This window comes from Flavobacterium cupreum (assembly GCF_003996965.1).
Lineage (GTDB): Bacteria > Bacteroidota > Bacteroidia > Flavobacteriales > Flavobacteriaceae > Flavobacterium > Flavobacterium cupreum.
On sequence record NZ_QWDM01000017.1, the window covers coordinates 57,545 to 75,304 of the forward strand.

Below are 17,760 nucleotides of genomic sequence, written 5' to 3' on the forward strand. Positions count from 1 at the left end.
AATCTTAGTTATATATTAATTTTCAATTTCCTACTTACTTGAGCCAATGTCGGGAATTGAACCCGAGACCTCTTCCTTACCAAGGAAGCACTCTACCCCTGAGCTACACCGGCAGAATCCTTGATTTAAGAGTCTTAATCAGTATTTTGATTTATTCAAATCAAAACCTGAAAAACATAATCTAAAATTCATTTTGTGGGGAGAGCAGGATTCGAACCTGCGAAGTTCACACAGCAGATTTACAGTCTGCCCTCGTTGGCCGCTTGAGTATCTCCCCGGACAATATTAGATTTTTTGATGTAAGTTTTTAGAAGAATCTAAAACCAAATCAGAAAATCCAAATTTGTTTATTCCATAATTTTAAAGAACCTGTTTCAAATCGCATTTGAAACCTTTTTCTGAGCCGGCGGAGGGACTCGAACCCACGACCTGCTGATTACAAATCAGCTGCTCTAGCCAACTGAGCTACGCTGGCAATAACATTAAAAAAGTCCGCTATTTCTAACGGACTGCAAATGTAGCTATTTTATCTTTGAATCAAAACATTTTTTGAAAAAAATTTTAATTATATGTGTGTTCTTATTTTTTCTTTCCTTTTTACCAGTAAACGTTCTAAAGATTCTGCCGAAAGTTCTACCGCTTCTTCAAAAGTTTTACACTGCTTTTTTACCAAAAAATCATCCCCAGGAACATTAATCTTTATCTCCACTGCTTTATTCTCCTTATCACTAGTTCTTTCCACTTTTAAAAAAACATCTGCCGAAACCACACGATCGTAGTATTTTTCCAATTTATCCATTCTTTCCTGAATAAAATCTACCAACTTTCTGTCAACAGTAAAGTTAACTGCATGAACATCTACCTTCATAATATAAATTTTAGGGTTAAACATTAAGAATTACTACTTATTCCTTGGATGGGCCTTAACGTATACTTTTTTAAGTTCTGCCAAACTATTATGAGTATAAACCTGTGTTGAAGCCAGGCTGGAATGTCCTAATAATTCTTTAACTGAATTTAAATCTGCTCCGTTATTCAGTAAATGAGTCGCAAAAGTATGCCTGAGGACATGGGGACTTTTTTTTACCTTTTCAGAGACTTTACTAAAGTAAGAATTAATTAATCGATACACAAAAGATTCACTTAATTTTAATCCTTTTTTCGAAATAAAAAAATAATCTTCATCGACGATTTTCGCAACAGAAACTCTTTCACTTAGATACAATTTAAACTGCGCCACAATAACCGGAAGAATCGGAATTATACGCTCCTTATTCCTCTTCCCTAAAACCTTAATTACATTCGACGATAAATCAACATTATACATCATTAAATGTATCAGCTCCGCTCTTCGCATTCCTGTTGTGTAAAACAAATCAACAATCAGCTTATCGCGTATTTCTTCAAAACCTACCGGATCACTTACCTCCTCTATCAAATCCGTAAGTTCTTTTTCAGAAAACGGAATCTGAATAATCTTAGGCGTTTTTAAAGCCTTATGCTTTAGCATTGGATTTATTTCGATTTGCCTGATTTTTAAAAGAAATTTGTAATACGCTTTCAAAGAAGCCATTTTCCTGTTTACGGAAACATTAGAAATATCCTGATCCACTAAAGAGACAATCCAGCTCCTAATCTGACTGTAATTAACCTGATCTATATTTTCCTGTTCAAAATGAGTTTTATTGAACAATTCAAAAAACAAAATATCATTTAAGTAAGCATTAACCGTATGAGGAGAATATTTTTTCTCCAACTGAAGATAATCCCGAAACGCTTCTTTATTTGTCTTCATAAGAATTTTATACTTATATATAATGCAAACACCTATTTACCAAATACGGCCTTCAAAACACTAAAATCACAAAAACGTAAAAAATTGAGCGCAAAAAAAACCGTTAGCATCAAAGTTAAAACTTTTTGATGACTAACGGTAATTATTTTTAAAAGGCTAATACTAACTTTCTAAACCATCTCTCATGTTTTGAATGTAAGCCGCTTTTTGAATTTGAGCTCTTTTGATAACAGAAGGCTTAATAAAAGCAGTACGTGCTCTTAGTTGACGAACAGTTCCTGTTTTATCAAATTTTCTTTTATAGCGCTTTAATGCTCTATCGATATTTTCTCCGTCTTTAATTGGTATAATTAACATAATATAGACACCTCCTCTCGTTAAGGGTGCAAAAGTATATATTAATTTTGAATTATGAGTTATGAATTATGAATTATTTTTAAGAAAAAAGAATATCGAATAAAGAGTATAGATTTCATCCTAAATTTTTTACTCTATATTCTATATTATACTCTTGATTCTCTACTCTTTATTCTATCTTCTTTTTTCTATATTCCATATTCTTTACTCTTTACTCTTTCAGTAAATTCCTGGATATAACTAATTTCTGAATTTCTGTCGTTCCCTCCCCTATGGTACATAATTTGGAATCACGGTAAAATTTCTCCACAGGAAAGTCTTTTGTATATCCGTAGCCGCCATGAATCTGTACTGCCTCGTTGGCTACTTTTACACAAACTTCTGATGCGTACATTTTAGCCATAGCCCCTAACGTAGTAACAGGTCTATGTTCTTGTTTCAGGAAGGCCGCTTTATGCAATAACAATTCCGAAGCCTCAATTTCTGTTGCCATGTCTGCCAGTTTAAAAGATATCCCCTGAAAACTGCTAATAGGCTGCCCAAACTGATACCTTTCCTTTGAATATTTTAATGCGGCTTCATAAGCTCCTTTTGCAATCCCTAATGACAAGGCACCAATAGAAATTCGCCCTCCATCTAATATCTTCATAGCCTGAACAAAGCCCTGCCCTACTTCTCCTAACCTGTTGGCATCGGGAACACGACAATTGTCAAAAACCAATTCGGCTGTTTCACTGGCCCGCATTCCTAATTTATTTTCTTTTTTGCCTGATGTAAATCCGGGCATTCCTTTTTCAAAAACGAAGGCTGTCATTCCTTTCGAGTCTCCTTTTTCTCCCGTTCGTACAATGACAACTGCAACATCACCTGAAATAGCATGTGTGATAAAATTCTTAGCTCCATTTACTACCCAAAAATCACCATCCTTTACAGCAGTTGTATTCATTCCGCCGGCATCAGAACCTGTATTATGTTCTGTCAAACCCCAGGCACCAATAAATTCTGCAGTTGCCAGTTTTGGCAACCATTTTTTCTTTTGTTCTGCATTTCCAAAAGTCAGGATATGATTTGTACATAATGAATTATGTGCTGCAACTGATAACCCGATAGAAGGATCCACTTTCGAAATTTCTTCAACCACTGTTATGTATTCGTGATATCCTAGGCCACTTCCTCCATATTCTTCCGGTACCAACACTCCCATATATCCCATTTCTCCTAATTTTTTAAATAAGGGAACCGGAAAGGTCTGCGCTTCGTCCCATTCCATTATATTGGGTCTGATATTTTTTTCTGCAAATTCCTTTATCGATTGTGCAATCATCGACTGTGTTTCGTTATAATCAAAATTCATTGTAGTCAGTTTTTTTTAGAACTCCAAATATAAACTAATTATTTTTGCTTTATCAACAGGAAAACCTTTAATTTTTGCTAAATCCTCAATATTTTTAAAATCTCCGTTCATACTTCGATATGTAATGATTTGTTTTGCCAGTCCGTATTTAAAATAACTAAACTGGGATAATTCTTTTAAAGACGCCTCGTTTATTGGTATTTTTTTAAAATCAGGAAGGGAGTAAATCCTGAAATTGGCATTTAATTCATACAGGACTTCCGGAGAAAGTCCCCAAACGTCATTCAGCTGTTCCATTGAGACAAAACCTCCTAAAATTTCTTTTTGTTTTAAAATCCGTAATGACAGGGCTTCACCAACGCCAAATATTTTAACTAAATCCTCCTGAGTGGCCAGATTTATATCTTTTAAAACTTTTTTCTCCTTTCTGGCGAAAGGTTCGCTTTTGTGCTTTTCATATCCTTTATAATCCTTTTTATCGTATACTATCGCTTTTTTATTGTTTACCCATTCCGGAAATTTAAAAAGAGGTGAAATAGCTTTTAATAATGAATCTGAAATTTTTGTAACCTGCTGAAATTCTTCTGCCGAACTTATATATTTGTTTTCTTTTCGAAAGGCAATCAACCTGTCAATTTCTGCAACCGACATTCCGAGTTTATACCCTTTATAATCTGATATAAAATTCGGATTGAATAGATAGACTTGCGGTTTGTTTTTATATTTTTCTTTTTTCAGAGAATCGATTTCGCTCTGAACCGCCATCCATTTTTCTTTTTCAGGAGAATATTTTTCGGCTGCCTTAAAATTGCAAAAAAAATAGATCGCCTGCAACACTATAATTATTGCAAAAAGCATAAAAATTCCAATTCGTTGTTGTTTTGTAAACTTAAAATATAGCTGTATCGATTTAAAACTCATTTCTAAATATTTTTGACCGTTCGAAATTCTAAATTAAGTCAAAAAAATACAAATTTATTAAGAAAAATAACATAAATTTATTTTTAACACTTTTTGAGCTTTGCTGTTATTTCAAAAAGTGATTCCCGAATTCTAGTAATAGCTGTTAGTTTTTCCTTATTAAATATAAATCTTAAACATTTTATAACTTAAAATTATATAATTGTTTTTATTTTTTATAAAAAACAATACATTTGGAACTTAATAACAATAAACCACTATTATAGTATGTCAATTATGCGAGTTAAACCAATATCTGCTTTTGAAGCGGATATGAAAAAAAGTGATTTAAAAAGGGTTCTGGGAAAATGGAGCCTAACTGCCATTGGAGTTGGTGCCATTATTGGTGGAGGAATTTTTGTTCTTACAGGTACCGGAGCTTATTATCATGCTGGTCCTGCGTTAGCACTTTCTTTCATTATTGCAGGTATTGCCTGTGTTTTTGCAGCTCTTTGTTATTCTGAGTTTGCCTCTATTTTACCTGTTGAAGGCTCTGCGTATGCATATGCTTATGGTACAATTGGAGAAATTTTTGCATGGATTATTGGTTGGGGACTTATTCTTGAGTACGCAATGGGATCCATGACAGTAGCGGTCTCCTGGTCCGGATACTTTAATAAGCTGCTCAAAATGTTTCATATTCATCTCCCTGAATGGCTGACAACTGACCCTGCAAGTTACTCCGGAGAAGGTTTTTCTATGAACCTGCCGGCTTTTTGTATCGTTATTTTAGTTATTTCATTACTTATCAGAGGAACAAAAAGTGCAGCGAAAGCAAACAACATGATTGTTATTCTTAAAGTTTCTGCCGTAATATTTGTAATTATTGCAGGTCTTTTCTTTATTGATACTGCTAACTGGCACCCATTTATTCCGGCTGCTACTCAGATTATTGAAAAAGAAACTACACACAATGCTTACGGAATAGGCGGAGTTGTATCAGGAGCTGCAGCAATTTTCTTTGCTTATGTAGGTTTTGATGCTGTTTCTACACAAGCCGGAGAAGCTATTAATCCTAAAAAGGATGTTCCTTTTGCTATTATTGCTTCTTTATTAATTTGTACTACACTATACATTCTTGTTTCATTAGTATTAACAGGAATGATGAACTATAAAGATTTTAACCCACTGGGGCAATACCCTGAAGCGATTAAAGCTCCTGTTGCATATGCTTTTGATATTGCCGGACAAGGCTGGGCAGGTTTTATAATCACAATTGCTGCAACTATTGGTCTTGTATCGGTATTGATGGTAATGATTATGGGACAGTCAAGAATTTTTCTTGGAATGTCTAAAGACGGATTAATTCCTGCTGTATTCTCAAAGGTAAATCCACTTTCAGGAACTCCAAAAACGAACCTAATGATTTTAGGTGGTATTATCGCTGTAGTTGCTGCTTTTACACCAATTAATAAATTAGCCGATATGACTAGTTTCGGTACTTTATTTGCCTTTACAATGGTTTGTATTGCGGTTTGGATCCTAAGAGTAAAACAACCTCAATTAACCCGAACTTTTAAAGTTCCTGCTTTACCTATAATTGCTGTTTGTGGTATTTCGATCAATACTTATCTAATGATTAACTTAAGCTTAGATGCTCAGTTACTTTCACTTGGATGGCTCGCGATTGGTATCCTTGTTTATTTTGGATACAGCAAAAAAAGATCAAAACTGAATCTTAAAGATACTGAGTAATCATTTTTTATTACCGCATAAAAAACTCCAAATTTTCATATTTGGAGTTTTTTTTTTTATAAATCAAAAACAGAAGTTCGCTTGGCCCTGATTAAATCCTTTAACCGAATCCAAAAAGCTAAGGTTAAATAAACTCCAAACCCTAAACCTACGGTTACAAATGAAATATAAATAAAAAACAATCTTACACTTGTTACACGCATACCCAGTTTATCTGCTAACCTGGAGGATACATGAAAACCGTATTTTTCAAAAAAGAATTTTAGTTTTATAATTGCAGACATAATGGAAGTTAGATGTTGGATGTTGGATATTAAATACCTGTTTTGAATCTCAGATTTAAAGCAAAAGTACTAAATTATCTAATTTTCTAATGATCAAATTTCCTAATTAACTATTTGTTCTTTAACAATTCTATTCCAACGGCGCATTTCAGACAGGCTTTTTGATTGCAATATTCGTTTTTGAGCTGTAATAAAACTTGTGTGTCAAAAGCGCTTTTCGAAGTCAATCCGAAAGAGGCAAATTTATCGATGATTGAGTTTTTCTCCGGGGCTGCTTCTTTCATAAAATCAATTAAATTTTCAAAAATAAGTTCTCCTCTTTTTTGAGCATAAGCAAACTGAAGCGGAATAACAGTGTTGAGAATTATTAAATCTATAAATGCCTTTGATAATACTTTTGGCTTTTTACGGCTTTCCTTGTCAAACTGATAATGGTTCTGCCAGTATGGCCCAGCTGAAACCGTCAGCAATTCATAGACTTTTCCAACCGATTTTAATTCGATTATCTTAGAAAATAAATTTTGGTGTTTATGGTATAAAGCTGCTAATTGAGCAAGTCTGATCGTTGGAAAATTATCCGGCCGGTGTTTAAAAAACTCCAGCGGATCTGTGTAAGTTTTTATTAACTGATATTTATTTGAAAGATAAAAATACCTGATTTTCAAATCCATAAAATAAACATCTTCTTTTTCCGGATCTAATAAACCGGAACTGCCAAAAAGTAAAGCTTCCAGATTTTCTTTTTCAAAACTTTCTTTTCTGATGATTGAAAATGGGATTGATCGGGCTATTTGTAAAAAGGTATTTCCATTTGTATTTAAACCAAAATTCTTCGCCAATAAACAAAACAAAACAGCTTCCCAATCCTGACTTGTTTCCTGCAGTACATCTAAAATAAATTTGGATTTGCGTTCTAATCGTTCAAAAAATAATCGTTCCTGCCAGTTTTTAAAAACAAATTCATCTATACCAGCTATCTGCTTTTCACAAGATATCCATGATTTTGGTGCGACTAACGAATTATAGTTATTTATTATTTCGGCCGAAATGTAATCCCTCAAAACCAAAACCGGGATTTCAGTATTATTTCCTCTAAAAATCTCCGTATCATGTTCCCACACTACATGCAAAATCACATTTTCATATGCCACATCCCTTTCATGGCCATGAATGTACCAATCGGATGATTTTAAATGAATTTCGACATTTCCTGCCCACTTCTGATTTCCGATTATAATTTGAGCATTAAAAAAATCAGGTCCTGAAGATTCTAAATAGTCCCCCGTTCTGATAATGGTGACCGGCTCGTTTTGCGTCGTCTTCAGGTGCAGCGTCTCAAACTTTTTAAACTTCCACAGATAATGGAGAAAGTCTTCTTTCATCTTTAAACTTTTATATTAATTTCTAAAAGTTTAAAAATAAATAAAATAATATTAATCCTACAAATTTATTTGTTTAAATTATTGCAGCAGATATAATTTGGCACAGGCGCGGGCATCAGAAAGCGCTTCGTGGTGGTTCAGCACAATGTTCATTTCACGACAGCAATCACTCAGCTTGGTAGGTTTTAATCCCTTTGCTTTGTAAATTTTGACTGTACATTCCCATTTTGAGGCAATATTCAAATCTTCATATTGCAGCCCATGAAGCGCCATTGATTTGATTAAGACATTACGATCAAAGCTTTCATTATGCGCTACAACAACTTTGTTTCTTAATCTTTTTTCTATCTCCGGATAAACCTGTAAAAATGACTTTGCATTTACCGTATCACGCGGATAGATTCCATGCACGCGAATCGTGAAGGGATTGTATTCGTTATTGGGTGGTTTTATTAAGGTAACAAATTCATCTGTAATGATTCCGTTTTCTACGGTAACAATTCCGACAGAACAGGGATGGTAGGCTGTTGCCGTTTCAAAATCTATGGCTGTAAAATTCATGTCTTTTTTATCTTTAAGCTAAAAAATCCATAAATCTAATTTGCAGGATTAGATTTATGGATTACTCCTTTATTAATTGTATCTTATTTTATCGATCCAATGATATCATATTTAGTTATAATATGGTGATTGCCGTTTTCCAATTCGATCAGGACAGCATCATTTTCTTTGGTGAATAATTTGGAAACCTCCTCAATTGGTGTTCCCATCTTCACAATAGGAAAAGGTTTGCCCATTACTTCCTTAATCGGTTTTTCGGCTACATTTTTATCCGCCACATAACTTCTGAACAAATCTGTCTCATCAACAGAACCTACAAATCCGGTAATATCTACCACAGGAATTTGCGAGATTTTATACTTACGCATACGCTCAATGGCATGCGAAACCAATTCTTCGGTACGTACGACAATTAATTCCTTATCGATATGGTCTTTGATGACGTCTTCTGCTTTTGTTATGTTTTCTTCCAAAAAGCCACGTTCACGCATCCAGTCATCATTGAACATTTTACCTACATAGCGGCTTCCTGAATCGTGGAAAAGAACCACAACCACATCCTCAGGCTTAAAGTGTTCTTTAAGCTGTAACAATCCTTTTATGCAGGCTCCGGCAGAATTCCCCACAAAAATAGCTTCTTCCAGTGCAATTTTTCTGGTATAAACTGCTGCATCCTTATCGGTTACTTTTGTAAATCCGTCGATTAAAGAAAAGTCAACATTTTTAGGTAAAATATCTTCCCCGATTCCTTCGGTGATATACGAGTAGATTTCGTTTTCATCAAAAATTCCGGTTTCGTGGTATTTTTTAAAAACGGAACCATACGTATCTATTCCCCATATTTTAATGTTTGGGTTTTTCTCTTTTAAGTATTTTCCAACTCCCGAAATTGTTCCTCCTGTTCCGACACCTACTACGAAATGAGTGATTTTTCCGTCTGTCTGTTTCCAGATTTCAGGTCCTGTCTGCTCATAATGCGCCAAAGAATTGGACATATTATCGTATTGGTTTACATACCATGAATTTGGTGTTTCCAAAGCCAGGCGCTTTGAAACCGAGTAATAAGAACGCGGATCAGTTGGCTCAACATCTGTAGGGCAAACTACCACTTTTGCGCCAACAGCACGAAGAATATCCATTTTTTCTTTCGACTGCTTATCTGATATTACACAAATCAATTTATATCCTTTGATGATGGCTACAAGCGCCAATCCCATTCCTGTATTTCCGGAAGTACCTTCAATAATAGTTCCTCCCGGCTGTAAACGGCCATCTGCTTCAGCATCTTCAATCATCTTTACGGCCATTCTGTCTTTTACAGAATTTCCGGGATTAAAAGTTTCGACTTTTGCCAATACCAACGCATCAATTTCAGCAACAATCTTGTTGAGTTTTACTAATGGCGTATTACCAATTGTTTCTAAAATATTTTTTGAAAAGTCCATTTTATTTGAATTTAAAATTTGGTTTAAAATTGAAACAGGTCCTGTTTTTTATTGGAAGAAATTCCAAACTAAACCAAATCGGATCGTAAAATCGCGATATGGATTATCAGGAGCTGAGTAATAATTATTTTGTGCAAAAGCAGCATTAAAGTGTTCTGCTTTTAAATAAAATCTGGTCTGGCGAATTCTGGCGTTAACAAAGAAATCAAAGTTGGCATAATTCCCTATTTTCTTGTCATCCTGAACAAAAAATTCCCCAACAACCGGATTATAGGAGTTACCATAATATTCAGTGAAATAATTGAATGTAATTCCGGTCTGAATGTATAGTGCTTTCTTGAAAAAATAACTGGAGTAATAAAATGTATTTCTGGTTACAAAATCAGGAACATTTAAAATTAAATCCGACTGATCTACTTTTTGATACAATAGCGTGTTATCTAATGCAAAAGGCCCAAATTTGAACTCACGGCTGGCTTTTAAAGACAAATAATTGATGGCATTACCATACTGGGCGGGATTTACAATTTGTGTCTGAGCCGCAATTTCTGCGGGATTGGAAACATCTTCAAAATACAAATGATCTTTTAAAACCGAATATTGAACTTCAGCATTTAACCAGGGAGTAAAAACATTGGCACTAATTGAATTTATTTTTTCATTTTTGAAGTTATTCGACCAGTTGTATTTTATAAAACTACTTTGGTATAAATTGTAATTATTATTAGGCAGTTTATTAATGTTCTGGTATCTGAAGTCAAATTTGATTTTATCATTCAAAGTATACCTTAATTTCGCATCTAAATCAGACAGTGACTGATTGGTGATGGATCTGGAATATAAAAATCGGCCATTCCATTTGTTTTTCTGGTATTCATACTGTCCTCCAACATTATTGATCTGCCTGTAAAGATTATTCGGGATGGCAACAAGTCCGTTTGCATCAAGTATGACCCTGTTGTATTCGTAGTTCGATCTGTAATCGTCAATAAAGAAATTGAATTTCCCTAAAAGTGAATTCCCATAGGCAAGACCGGCTTTGTTGTACAATTTTTCGAAATGCGTCTGATCGTTTATTCCATTAGTTACATACGAATTTCCGAATCGGTTTACAGACTGGTTATCCACAGTAGAAGTTACAGTGGCCTGATTGTATTCATAAAATTTGTTTTCATAATTGAACTGATGTGTCACGTACAAATTATTGTTTCCTTCTTTTGGGTTAATCCTGAAAGCATGGTCAAAGAACAAACGTCTTCCTTTTAAAAAGGATTTAGCATCTGTTAAATAAACCTGTAATCGCTGGCGATTGTTAAAATCCTTATTGCCGCTTTCGAAATCTTCGGGTGTTGTAATCCCGCCATTTTCTTCATTTAAAATATCCTGATAGGTATAATGTGCTTTTAAAACATATCTCATATCAGTCGTAAAATAGCTTGTGGTAAATCTGAAATTCCCTGTACTTGCCAACTGATTGATGTAATCTCCCTCTGAACGCAACCCTCTGTAGGCCATCGAGAAATTAAGGTTTTTGGAAGTATTTAGCGTAATAAACGAATCTACGTTTTGCCCTTTATTGATTGTTGTATTAAAAAACAGTTCTGTAAAAGGAGTTGCCGCAGAATAATATGGAATCTGATTTGCTTCCAGAAAATTGAAATGTTTCCCTTTAAAACCTAATTCGGGATAAGGTGAAAAATCGGTTAAACTGTATTGTAACGTATTATAGGTCTGCCCGATATTCGAAAAAGGCAAAAGTCCGAAATTATCCTTTCTGAGGTAATTTTGCTTGTAAGCACTTTTTAAGGTTAATGAGGTATCGGCATAAGTGGTATCATGCTCCAGGGTAATAGTCTGATATTGGTCGATGGTCGCAATTTTGGCTTTTTTCTTTTTAAGGGTATCGGTAATACTTGAATATTTTGTATTCATATCCAAATTGCTTTTAGGAGTATTTTTTTCCTGAGAAAACAATACGGCAGGCACTACTAATAGATATAAAAAAAAGAATATTCTCATGTGATCACTTTATATATAATTATTTCGGCAAAAATTTACTGAGCAAAGGTAAAAGATAAAAACGTATAAAAAAACATATTATACCTTTGCAGCGTAAAGAAAGCAGAGAAAAACAGACACTTATAAAGCAAACGACAGACACTGTTGAAATATTTTAAAATATTCCCAAACAATTTTTCAAAAAACAATCTGAATGAGCTGGGGTAACTCCAAAAAAAAACCGGGCTTGAAGTACATCAAGCCCGGCTTTTAAAAAAAATTATGTTATTATTTATCTGTTTGCATTTACAGCATCCTCAATAAATGGGTTAGAATCAATTTCAGCCTGAGGAATTTTTAAGAAAAATTTCTTGTCATCTGCTGTTAAATTAGCAGCAGCTCCAACTCTGTGATTACCTGTTCTGGTAATCCCTCTTCTTAGACGTTTTGCATCAAACCACTCTACACCATTTTCAGCATAAAGTTCTTTTCTTCTTTCTACTAAGATTTCTTCTATAAGTGCAGCTCCTGTATTTGTAGATCTAACAGCATTTACATCTCTGTCTTGTTGTAAAGCAAAAAGTAAATCATGCGCTCCGGTAAAATCATTTAATCTTGCTTTTGCTTCCGCTTCAATCAAGATCATTTCAGGAGTTCTGAAAATAGCATTATCTCCTTCAAAGGTAAAAGTAAATTTACGAGTAATCCAATATCTGTAATCGTTAAGATTTGTGATAGAGGCACTTTTTTTCTGGAAATAAGCTCTAACATCAGTTGCAGAAAACAAAGCAACAAAATCTCTGTTGATATAAGTAGCAGAATATGACGTAGTCAGGTGATCTGTCATAGAAGCCGGTGCATTATAGTAGTAGTTAGACTGATCTGATCTTTGTGCACTACCCCAAATCCATTCCACATTCTCAACATCATCAAATCCGGAACGGTAGCTTGCTGCATCTAATACTGCTTCAGGATCACCTCCATAAGCCGCGTTAGCTGCTGCTTGTGCACCAGTCCAGTTGCCCATTACCTGATACACCTGAGCTAACATTGCGTTTGCAACTGCTTTATTGATGTACGATTTACCCAAACGGTCTTCTGTTAACCCGGCCACAGCTTTTGTCAAATCATCTACAATTAATTTATAAACTTCTCCAACCGTAGACATTGGCTGTCCTTCTTTAGAACTAACTGTATAAATAGGCGGTGCAGAGAAATTTACATCTGCAGAATATGTTGGAGCAAATTCCATCACTAACTGGTGGTAGAAAAAAGCTCTTAACGCGTAACCGTTAGCAGCTAATTCTATTTTATCGGCTGGAGCCAGCGCAGTACTTTTCTCAACACCAGCAATTAAAACATTTGCCTGATTGATCATATAGAAACAATAGTTCCAGGTGAACGTTGTTCTTCTATAGGTTGGCTCACGGTTATCATTGGCATAGTCAAAGTTAAACCAGGTATTCTCCTGAATTAAATCATTTCCTTTCACACTACGTGCAAAAAAGATAGAGTTAAGACCAGCAGCATCTGTGCTTGTAAACTGACCTCTAAATTGTCTGGTAATTCCCGAGATAAAAGACTCAACACCTTCTCTTGAGCCAAAAACCACTTCCTCACTAACACCCGATGTTGGTTTGGGTTCCTCAAGAAATTCCTGACTACAACCTACCATTATAAACAATGCCATGATGGCAATGAAAATTTTTGAAATTAAATTTTTCATATATATATCTTTTAAAATTCTAAATTAAGACCGAAAGAAATTACTCTCAAATTATAAGATCTGCTATCTGTAGCTCCATTAAAATCTTGCTCAGGATCGATTCCTTTATGAGATTGGAAGGTCACCAAATTATCTCCCTGAAAATATAATCTTAATTTAGTAAGTTTTACTTTTTCAATTAATGTTGTTGGAAAATTATATCCAAAGTTTAATGCTTTAAGCCTAACATAATCATTTTTATACAAGAAACGAGTTGATTGCGTATTAAAATCATTGTTAGAAGCCAGTAATAAAGGAACATCTGTAACATCCCCAGGTTTTTGCCAACGGTTTTCAATATCTGTAGATACTGCTCTACCGGAAGATTTATATCCTTCCATTAACCCTGCATATGTACTATCATATACATACGCTCCAAAACTAAAGTTGAACAAAATGTTCATATCAATATTTTTGTATCTGAAATAGTTGGTAAAACCACCTGTTACATCCGGTAAAGATGATTTATCTGCATAATATCTTGTAGCCTGAGCATATGTTTTGGTAGTCTCTCTTGCTCCTGTTGGCTTCCCATCAGCTCCTAAGACATCTTTATACCACATTCCATAACCTGTAGCCGGATCTACACCTGCCCATTCCTGCATATAGAAATCAAATAAAGATTTACCCACTTCCCATCTTTTATTTCCACTAGTAAAACTTGACTGCGTCAATTCAGCAATTTCGTTTTTAGCAAAAGTAAAATTCAAACTGGTTGTCCAAACAAAGTTTGGTGTATTGAAGTTTTTAGAACTTAACGCAAATTCCCATCCGTAATTTCTAAGAGCTCCAACGTTGGTTATTACACCATTAAAAAAACCTGTTGAATTTGTCAAAGGTCTTCTGTAAAGTAAATCAACTGATTTTTTGTTGTAATAATCAACGGTTCCTGTTATTCTATTGTTAAACAAACCGAAATCTACCCCTATGTCAGTAGAAGCGGTTTTCTCCCAGGAAAGAATTAAATCTACAGCATCACCCAGAACAACTCCGGAATTGTCCCCTTCGTTATATCCTGTCAAAAATAATTGTTTCGTCGGGAAATAAGTATCTCCATTAACGTCTCGGGTTTTATTATTACCTAATTCTCCATAAGACGCTCTTAGTTTTAATTCGCTCAGTATTGCATTATCTTTTAAGAAATTTTCTTCAGAGACTAACCACGATCCTCCTACTGAATAAAAACCTCCCCATCTCTCGCCTTGCTCAAATCTTGACGAACCGTCACTTCTGTAAGATCCTTCAACAAAATATTTTTCTTTGTAGTTATAAGCCAAACGTGCTAAATAACTTGAGATTCTCTCTTCGTCTATAGTTCCTGTTACATCTGTAGGGTTTGTTCTTCCGCTTAGCCATGTAACACCCGGTAAAAATTTCTCTCCCTGTGCTCCGAATGCATCAATTTTATATTGATAAGCTTCCTGAAGTACATCTGCAGAGAAGTTATGATCTCCAAAAGATTTCTTATAATTCAAACTATTAGTTATAGTACTAGCAGTTGTAACATCTCTGTCCTGACTAATTCTACCTCCAACACTTGATGCATAACCCACTTCATTACTGGCATAATTATAATAATCATATAAATATTTATCATAAGCAAAGTTTGTTTTAAAAGTCAAATCTTTAGCCAGTGTAATTTCCGCGTAAGCATTTGCAGTATAATTATCACGCTTGTAAGATGTTTTGTATTTATACAATGACCCGTAAGCATTCTCATTATTCAATTGTGGTCTTGTTCCATTTACAGCCTGACCCGGTACTCCTCCTCCGTAATCAAAAATAGGTTGTCCCTTACCATCAGCAACTAAATCACCATTACCATCTCTTCTGTATACAGGATAAATGGATGGAATTGTGTAAATAAACTGAATAGCACTTTGAAAACTTGAACCACTTTGTGAAGGGAAATTTTGATTAGAAGTCGAGTAAAACATCGTTCCTCCAACTCTAAACCAATCATTTACCTTTGAATCAAGACTTAAACGTGTAGTAATACGTTCGAATTTTGAAGTCTTAACATTTCCTTCCTGACCCAAATAATTAGAAGTAAAGAAATACTTCGTATTATCACTACCTCCGGAAACAGACATTGTATGTTCTTTTCTAACGGCAGCATCATTTAAGATTTCTTTTTCCCAATTCGTCTCCCACTTTTTGTTCGTAGTAACTAAATTTCCGTTCGCATCCACAGGCTGAGCTACTGTGTATGGATTATATCCTAATCTGGAAACTAATGCGTTTGACGCATTTGTACCTGCAAGTGCAGGAGCCTGATTGTTAACATACTGATTTGTATTTCTTAAGGCCTCCCAATTCAGTTTCACGTACTCATCTGAACCTACCATCTCATGCAATTTAACCGCATTGTCAGCAAAACCAACTTGTGTGGTAAAACTAACTCTTGGTGCAGAATTCAATTTTCCTCTTTTTGTTGTAATCAAAATTACACCATTTGATGCTCTTGAACCGTATAACGCTGTTGAAGAGGCATCTTTTAAAACAGTAATTGTTTCAATTTGGTCAGAACTGATTGTATTTAAGTTACCGCCAAAAGGAGCTCCGTCTAATACAATTAACGGGTCATTAGAACCATTAATAGAACCTACCCCTCTAATACGAATCACCGGGTTTTCTCCTGGCATACCTCCTGCAGAAATAATGTTAACACCCGCTACACTACCTTGCAAAGCAGTCAAAACACTTGAAGTTTGTTGCGTTTGTAGTACCTCTGAACCTATTGTAGAGATCGAACCAACAATTGCTTTTGCTTTTTGTTTACCGTAAGCAACAACTACTACTTCATCTAATGTTTTTTGAGATTCATTTAATGTAACATTTAATGTAGATGCCGTTCCAACTGTAGCAGTCAAATCCAACATACCTACGTAAGAGAACACAAGAACGTCTCCTGTTTTTGCTTTAATAGAATAACTTCCGTCAAAATCTGTTTGAGCACTGGTTTTTGCTCCCTTGACAACAACGTTTACTCCTGGAATAACTCCTGCATCACCAGAAACAACTCCGGTAATAACTCGTTCTTGTGCAAAAGAAAACTGCACAGACAACACTACTAAGAGTGTATAGATCCATTGTAATTTTAATTTCATTTGAATTTATTTTGAATTAGTATCTAGCAAACTTCTTAATTATTTCTTAAAATAACAAACATTTTCTACTGTTAAAGTTATTTTTTTTTAATGTAAGCTTAACACTTGATTGATATTTGTATTTTTTCAGCCCTAAACATGTGTTATTCTTAAAAAAACTACCAAAAAAATATTATATCCTTACAACAAAATTTTAACAGAATTTAACAGGTTCATTGCATAATTATCTATGTTTTAAAAAAATTAAGCTCAATTTATATAAAACTCAAAATAAACCCCTCAATTTAAAATATTGGTAAAAGCAATACTCATTTTAAAAACTATTCTGATATTTGTAACTTTAATTACTTATTATAAATATGCTTGAAAGAAATTTCTCAGGATTCGTTTTTGAAACCGGGACTGATGAAGCCGGAAGAGGCTGTTTAGCTGGTCCGGTTACTGCTGCGGCTGTCATTTTACCAGCTGATTTTGACAATGAATTTCTAAACGACAGCAAACAATTGTCCGAAAAAATCAGGGAACAATTAAAACCAATTATTGAACAACATGCAATTTGTTTCGCCGTTACACATTTGCACCCGGATGAAATTGATGAAATAAATATCCTAAACGCTTCCATGAAGGGAATGCACGAATGTATCCTGAAATTAAATCAGAAACCTGAATTTATTATTGTGGATGGTAATCGTGCGATAAATGCAAAACTAGGTTTGAAAAATACTTTTGGAAAACAATTTTCTGCAATCGAAATAGAATTATTAAAATCAATTCCGAGCCAGAGTATCATCAAAGGGGATTCTAAATTCCTCAGTATTGCCGCGGCTTCTGTTTTAGCAAAAACGTATCGGGACTCCTACATGAACCAGATTCACGAAGAATTCCCGATGTATAACTGGAAAAGAAACAAAGGGTATCCGACCAAAGAACATCGTGAAGCCATTAAAAAATACGGCCCGACCAAATACCATCGCATGAGCTTCAGGCTTCTTCCCGAACAACTGAGCTTAGACTTATAAAAACAAAAAGACTTATCGAGTGGATAAGTCTTTTT

14 protein-coding genes and 3 tRNA genes are annotated in these 17,760 nt (G+C 34.6%); 2 read left to right on the top strand and 15 right to left on the bottom strand.

Annotated elements, in window-relative coordinates; all coding sequences use genetic code 11:
- Positions 1-41: 41 nt before the first annotated feature.
- From D0817_RS20855 to D0817_RS20890, 8 genes are all read right to left on the bottom strand, one after another.
- Positions 42-113: transfer RNA gene (locus D0817_RS20855), tRNA-Thr, on the bottom strand.
- Positions 114-196: 83 nt separating this feature from the next.
- Positions 197-277 (bottom strand) — tRNA-Tyr (locus tag D0817_RS20860).
- A gap of 124 nt (positions 278-401) precedes the next feature.
- Positions 402-475: transfer RNA gene (locus D0817_RS20865), tRNA-Thr, on the bottom strand.
- Positions 476-565: 90 nt separating this feature from the next.
- Entirely contained in the window at positions 566-868 is a 303-nt protein-coding gene (hpf, locus tag D0817_RS20870; protein ID WP_127340290.1) for a ribosome hibernation-promoting factor, HPF/YfiA family, read from the bottom strand.
- A gap of 33 nt (positions 869-901) precedes the next feature.
- A complete protein-coding gene (locus D0817_RS20875; protein ID WP_127340291.1) occupies positions 902-1,795 on the bottom strand; it encodes a tyrosine-type recombinase/integrase in 894 nt (297 codons plus the stop codon).
- A gap of 162 nt (positions 1,796-1,957) precedes the next feature.
- Complete coding sequence (rpsU, locus tag D0817_RS20880; protein ID WP_026985791.1) at positions 1,958-2,152, bottom strand: 30S ribosomal protein S21; 195 nt, start codon at positions 2,150-2,152, stop codon at positions 1,958-1,960.
- Positions 2,153-2,363: 211 nt separating this feature from the next.
- On the bottom strand, positions 2,364-3,506 hold the full coding sequence (locus tag D0817_RS20885) for an acyl-CoA dehydrogenase family protein (RefSeq protein ID WP_127340292.1): 1,143 nt from the start codon (positions 3,504-3,506) through the stop codon (positions 2,364-2,366).
- Between the two features lie 15 nt (positions 3,507-3,521).
- Positions 3,522-4,427: a ComEA family DNA-binding protein gene (locus D0817_RS20890; protein WP_127340293.1), complete on the bottom strand. Its 906-nt coding sequence runs from the start codon at positions 4,425-4,427 to the stop codon at positions 3,522-3,524.
- Between the two features lie 267 nt (positions 4,428-4,694).
- Here D0817_RS20890 and D0817_RS20895 point away from each other — a divergent pair, with 267 nt between their 5' ends.
- Positions 4,695-6,161, top strand: coding sequence for an APC family permease (locus D0817_RS20895; RefSeq protein ID WP_127340294.1), 1,467 nt, complete (start codon positions 4,695-4,697; stop codon positions 6,159-6,161).
- A gap of 56 nt (positions 6,162-6,217) precedes the next feature.
- On the opposite strand, the gene D0817_RS20900 is transcribed toward D0817_RS20895, so the two are convergent.
- The 7 genes from D0817_RS20900 to D0817_RS20930 all read right to left on the bottom strand — a co-directional run bounded on the left by D0817_RS20900 (position 6,218) and on the right by D0817_RS20930 (position 16,706).
- The gene (locus D0817_RS20900; RefSeq protein WP_035659873.1) at positions 6,218-6,445 is read right to left on the bottom strand and encodes a PspC family transcriptional regulator; all 228 of its coding nucleotides are present in this window, start codon (positions 6,443-6,445) and stop codon (positions 6,218-6,220) included.
- Between the two features lie 110 nt (positions 6,446-6,555).
- A complete protein-coding gene (locus D0817_RS20905; RefSeq protein WP_127340295.1) occupies positions 6,556-7,827 on the bottom strand; it encodes a DUF2851 family protein in 1,272 nt (423 codons plus the stop codon).
- Positions 7,828-7,905: 78 nt separating this feature from the next.
- Positions 7,906-8,388, bottom strand: a complete 483-nt coding sequence (locus D0817_RS20910) for a 3'-5' exonuclease (RefSeq protein WP_127340296.1) — start codon at positions 8,386-8,388, stop codon at positions 7,906-7,908.
- A gap of 83 nt (positions 8,389-8,471) precedes the next feature.
- Positions 8,472-9,833 (bottom strand): pyridoxal-phosphate dependent enzyme, encoded by a 1,362-nt coding sequence (locus tag D0817_RS20915; RefSeq protein ID WP_127340297.1) that lies wholly within the window; start codon positions 9,831-9,833, stop codon positions 8,472-8,474.
- Between the two features lie 48 nt (positions 9,834-9,881).
- Positions 9,882-11,852: a putative porin gene (locus D0817_RS20920; RefSeq protein ID WP_127340298.1), complete on the bottom strand. Its 1,971-nt coding sequence runs from the start codon at positions 11,850-11,852 to the stop codon at positions 9,882-9,884.
- A 271-nt stretch (positions 11,853-12,123) separates the two neighbouring features.
- Positions 12,124-13,557: a RagB/SusD family nutrient uptake outer membrane protein gene (locus tag D0817_RS20925; protein ID WP_127340299.1), complete on the bottom strand. Its 1,434-nt coding sequence runs from the start codon at positions 13,555-13,557 to the stop codon at positions 12,124-12,126.
- Positions 13,558-13,568: 11 nt separating this feature from the next.
- Positions 13,569-16,706 carry a SusC/RagA family TonB-linked outer membrane protein gene (locus tag D0817_RS20930; protein WP_127340300.1) on the bottom strand — a complete coding sequence of 1,046 codons (3,138 nt, stop codon included), beginning with the start codon at positions 16,704-16,706 and terminating at the stop codon, positions 13,569-13,571.
- A gap of 359 nt (positions 16,707-17,065) precedes the next feature.
- Between D0817_RS20930 and rnhB the strand changes: the two genes are divergently transcribed.
- Entirely contained in the window at positions 17,066-17,725 is a 660-nt protein-coding gene (rnhB, locus tag D0817_RS20935) for a ribonuclease HII (RefSeq protein ID WP_127340301.1), read from the top strand.
- The last annotated feature ends 35 nt before the right edge of the window (positions 17,726-17,760 follow it).

Excerpts from the sequence above, each read along its gene's own strand:
- D0817_RS20920 (WP_127340298.1), bottom strand. The coding sequence starts at position 11,852 with ATGAGAATATTCTTTTTTTTATATCTATTAGTAGTGCCTGCCGTATTG.
- D0817_RS20885 (WP_127340292.1), bottom strand. The coding sequence starts at position 3,506 with ATGAATTTTGATTATAACGAAACACAGTCGATGATTGCACAATCGATA.
- D0817_RS20930 (WP_127340300.1), bottom strand. The coding sequence starts at position 16,706 with ATGAAATTAAAATTACAATGGATCTATACACTCTTAGTAGTGTTGTCT.
- D0817_RS20925 (WP_127340299.1), bottom strand. The coding sequence starts at position 13,557 with ATGAAAAATTTAATTTCAAAAATTTTCATTGCCATCATGGCATTGTTT.
- D0817_RS20875 (WP_127340291.1), bottom strand. The coding sequence starts at position 1,795 with ATGAAGACAAATAAAGAAGCGTTTCGGGATTATCTTCAGTTGGAGAAA.
- rpsU (WP_026985791.1), bottom strand. The coding sequence starts at position 2,152 with ATGTTAATTATACCAATTAAAGACGGAGAAAATATCGATAGAGCATTA.
- D0817_RS20905 (WP_127340295.1), bottom strand. The coding sequence starts at position 7,827 with ATGAAAGAAGACTTTCTCCATTATCTGTGGAAGTTTAAAAAGTTTGAG.
- D0817_RS20895 (WP_127340294.1), top strand. The coding sequence starts at position 4,695 with ATGTCAATTATGCGAGTTAAACCAATATCTGCTTTTGAAGCGGATATG.
- D0817_RS20915 (WP_127340297.1), bottom strand. The coding sequence starts at position 9,833 with ATGGACTTTTCAAAAAATATTTTAGAAACAATTGGTAATACGCCATTA.
- rnhB (WP_127340301.1), top strand. The coding sequence starts at position 17,066 with ATGCTTGAAAGAAATTTCTCAGGATTCGTTTTTGAAACCGGGACTGAT.
- D0817_RS20900 (WP_035659873.1), bottom strand. The coding sequence starts at position 6,445 with ATGTCTGCAATTATAAAACTAAAATTCTTTTTTGAAAAATACGGTTTT.
- D0817_RS20890 (WP_127340293.1), bottom strand. The coding sequence starts at position 4,427 with ATGAGTTTTAAATCGATACAGCTATATTTTAAGTTTACAAAACAACAA.
- D0817_RS20910 (WP_127340296.1), bottom strand. The coding sequence starts at position 8,388 with ATGAATTTTACAGCCATAGATTTTGAAACGGCAACAGCCTACCATCCC.
- hpf (WP_127340290.1), bottom strand. The coding sequence starts at position 868 with ATGAAGGTAGATGTTCATGCAGTTAACTTTACTGTTGACAGAAAGTTG.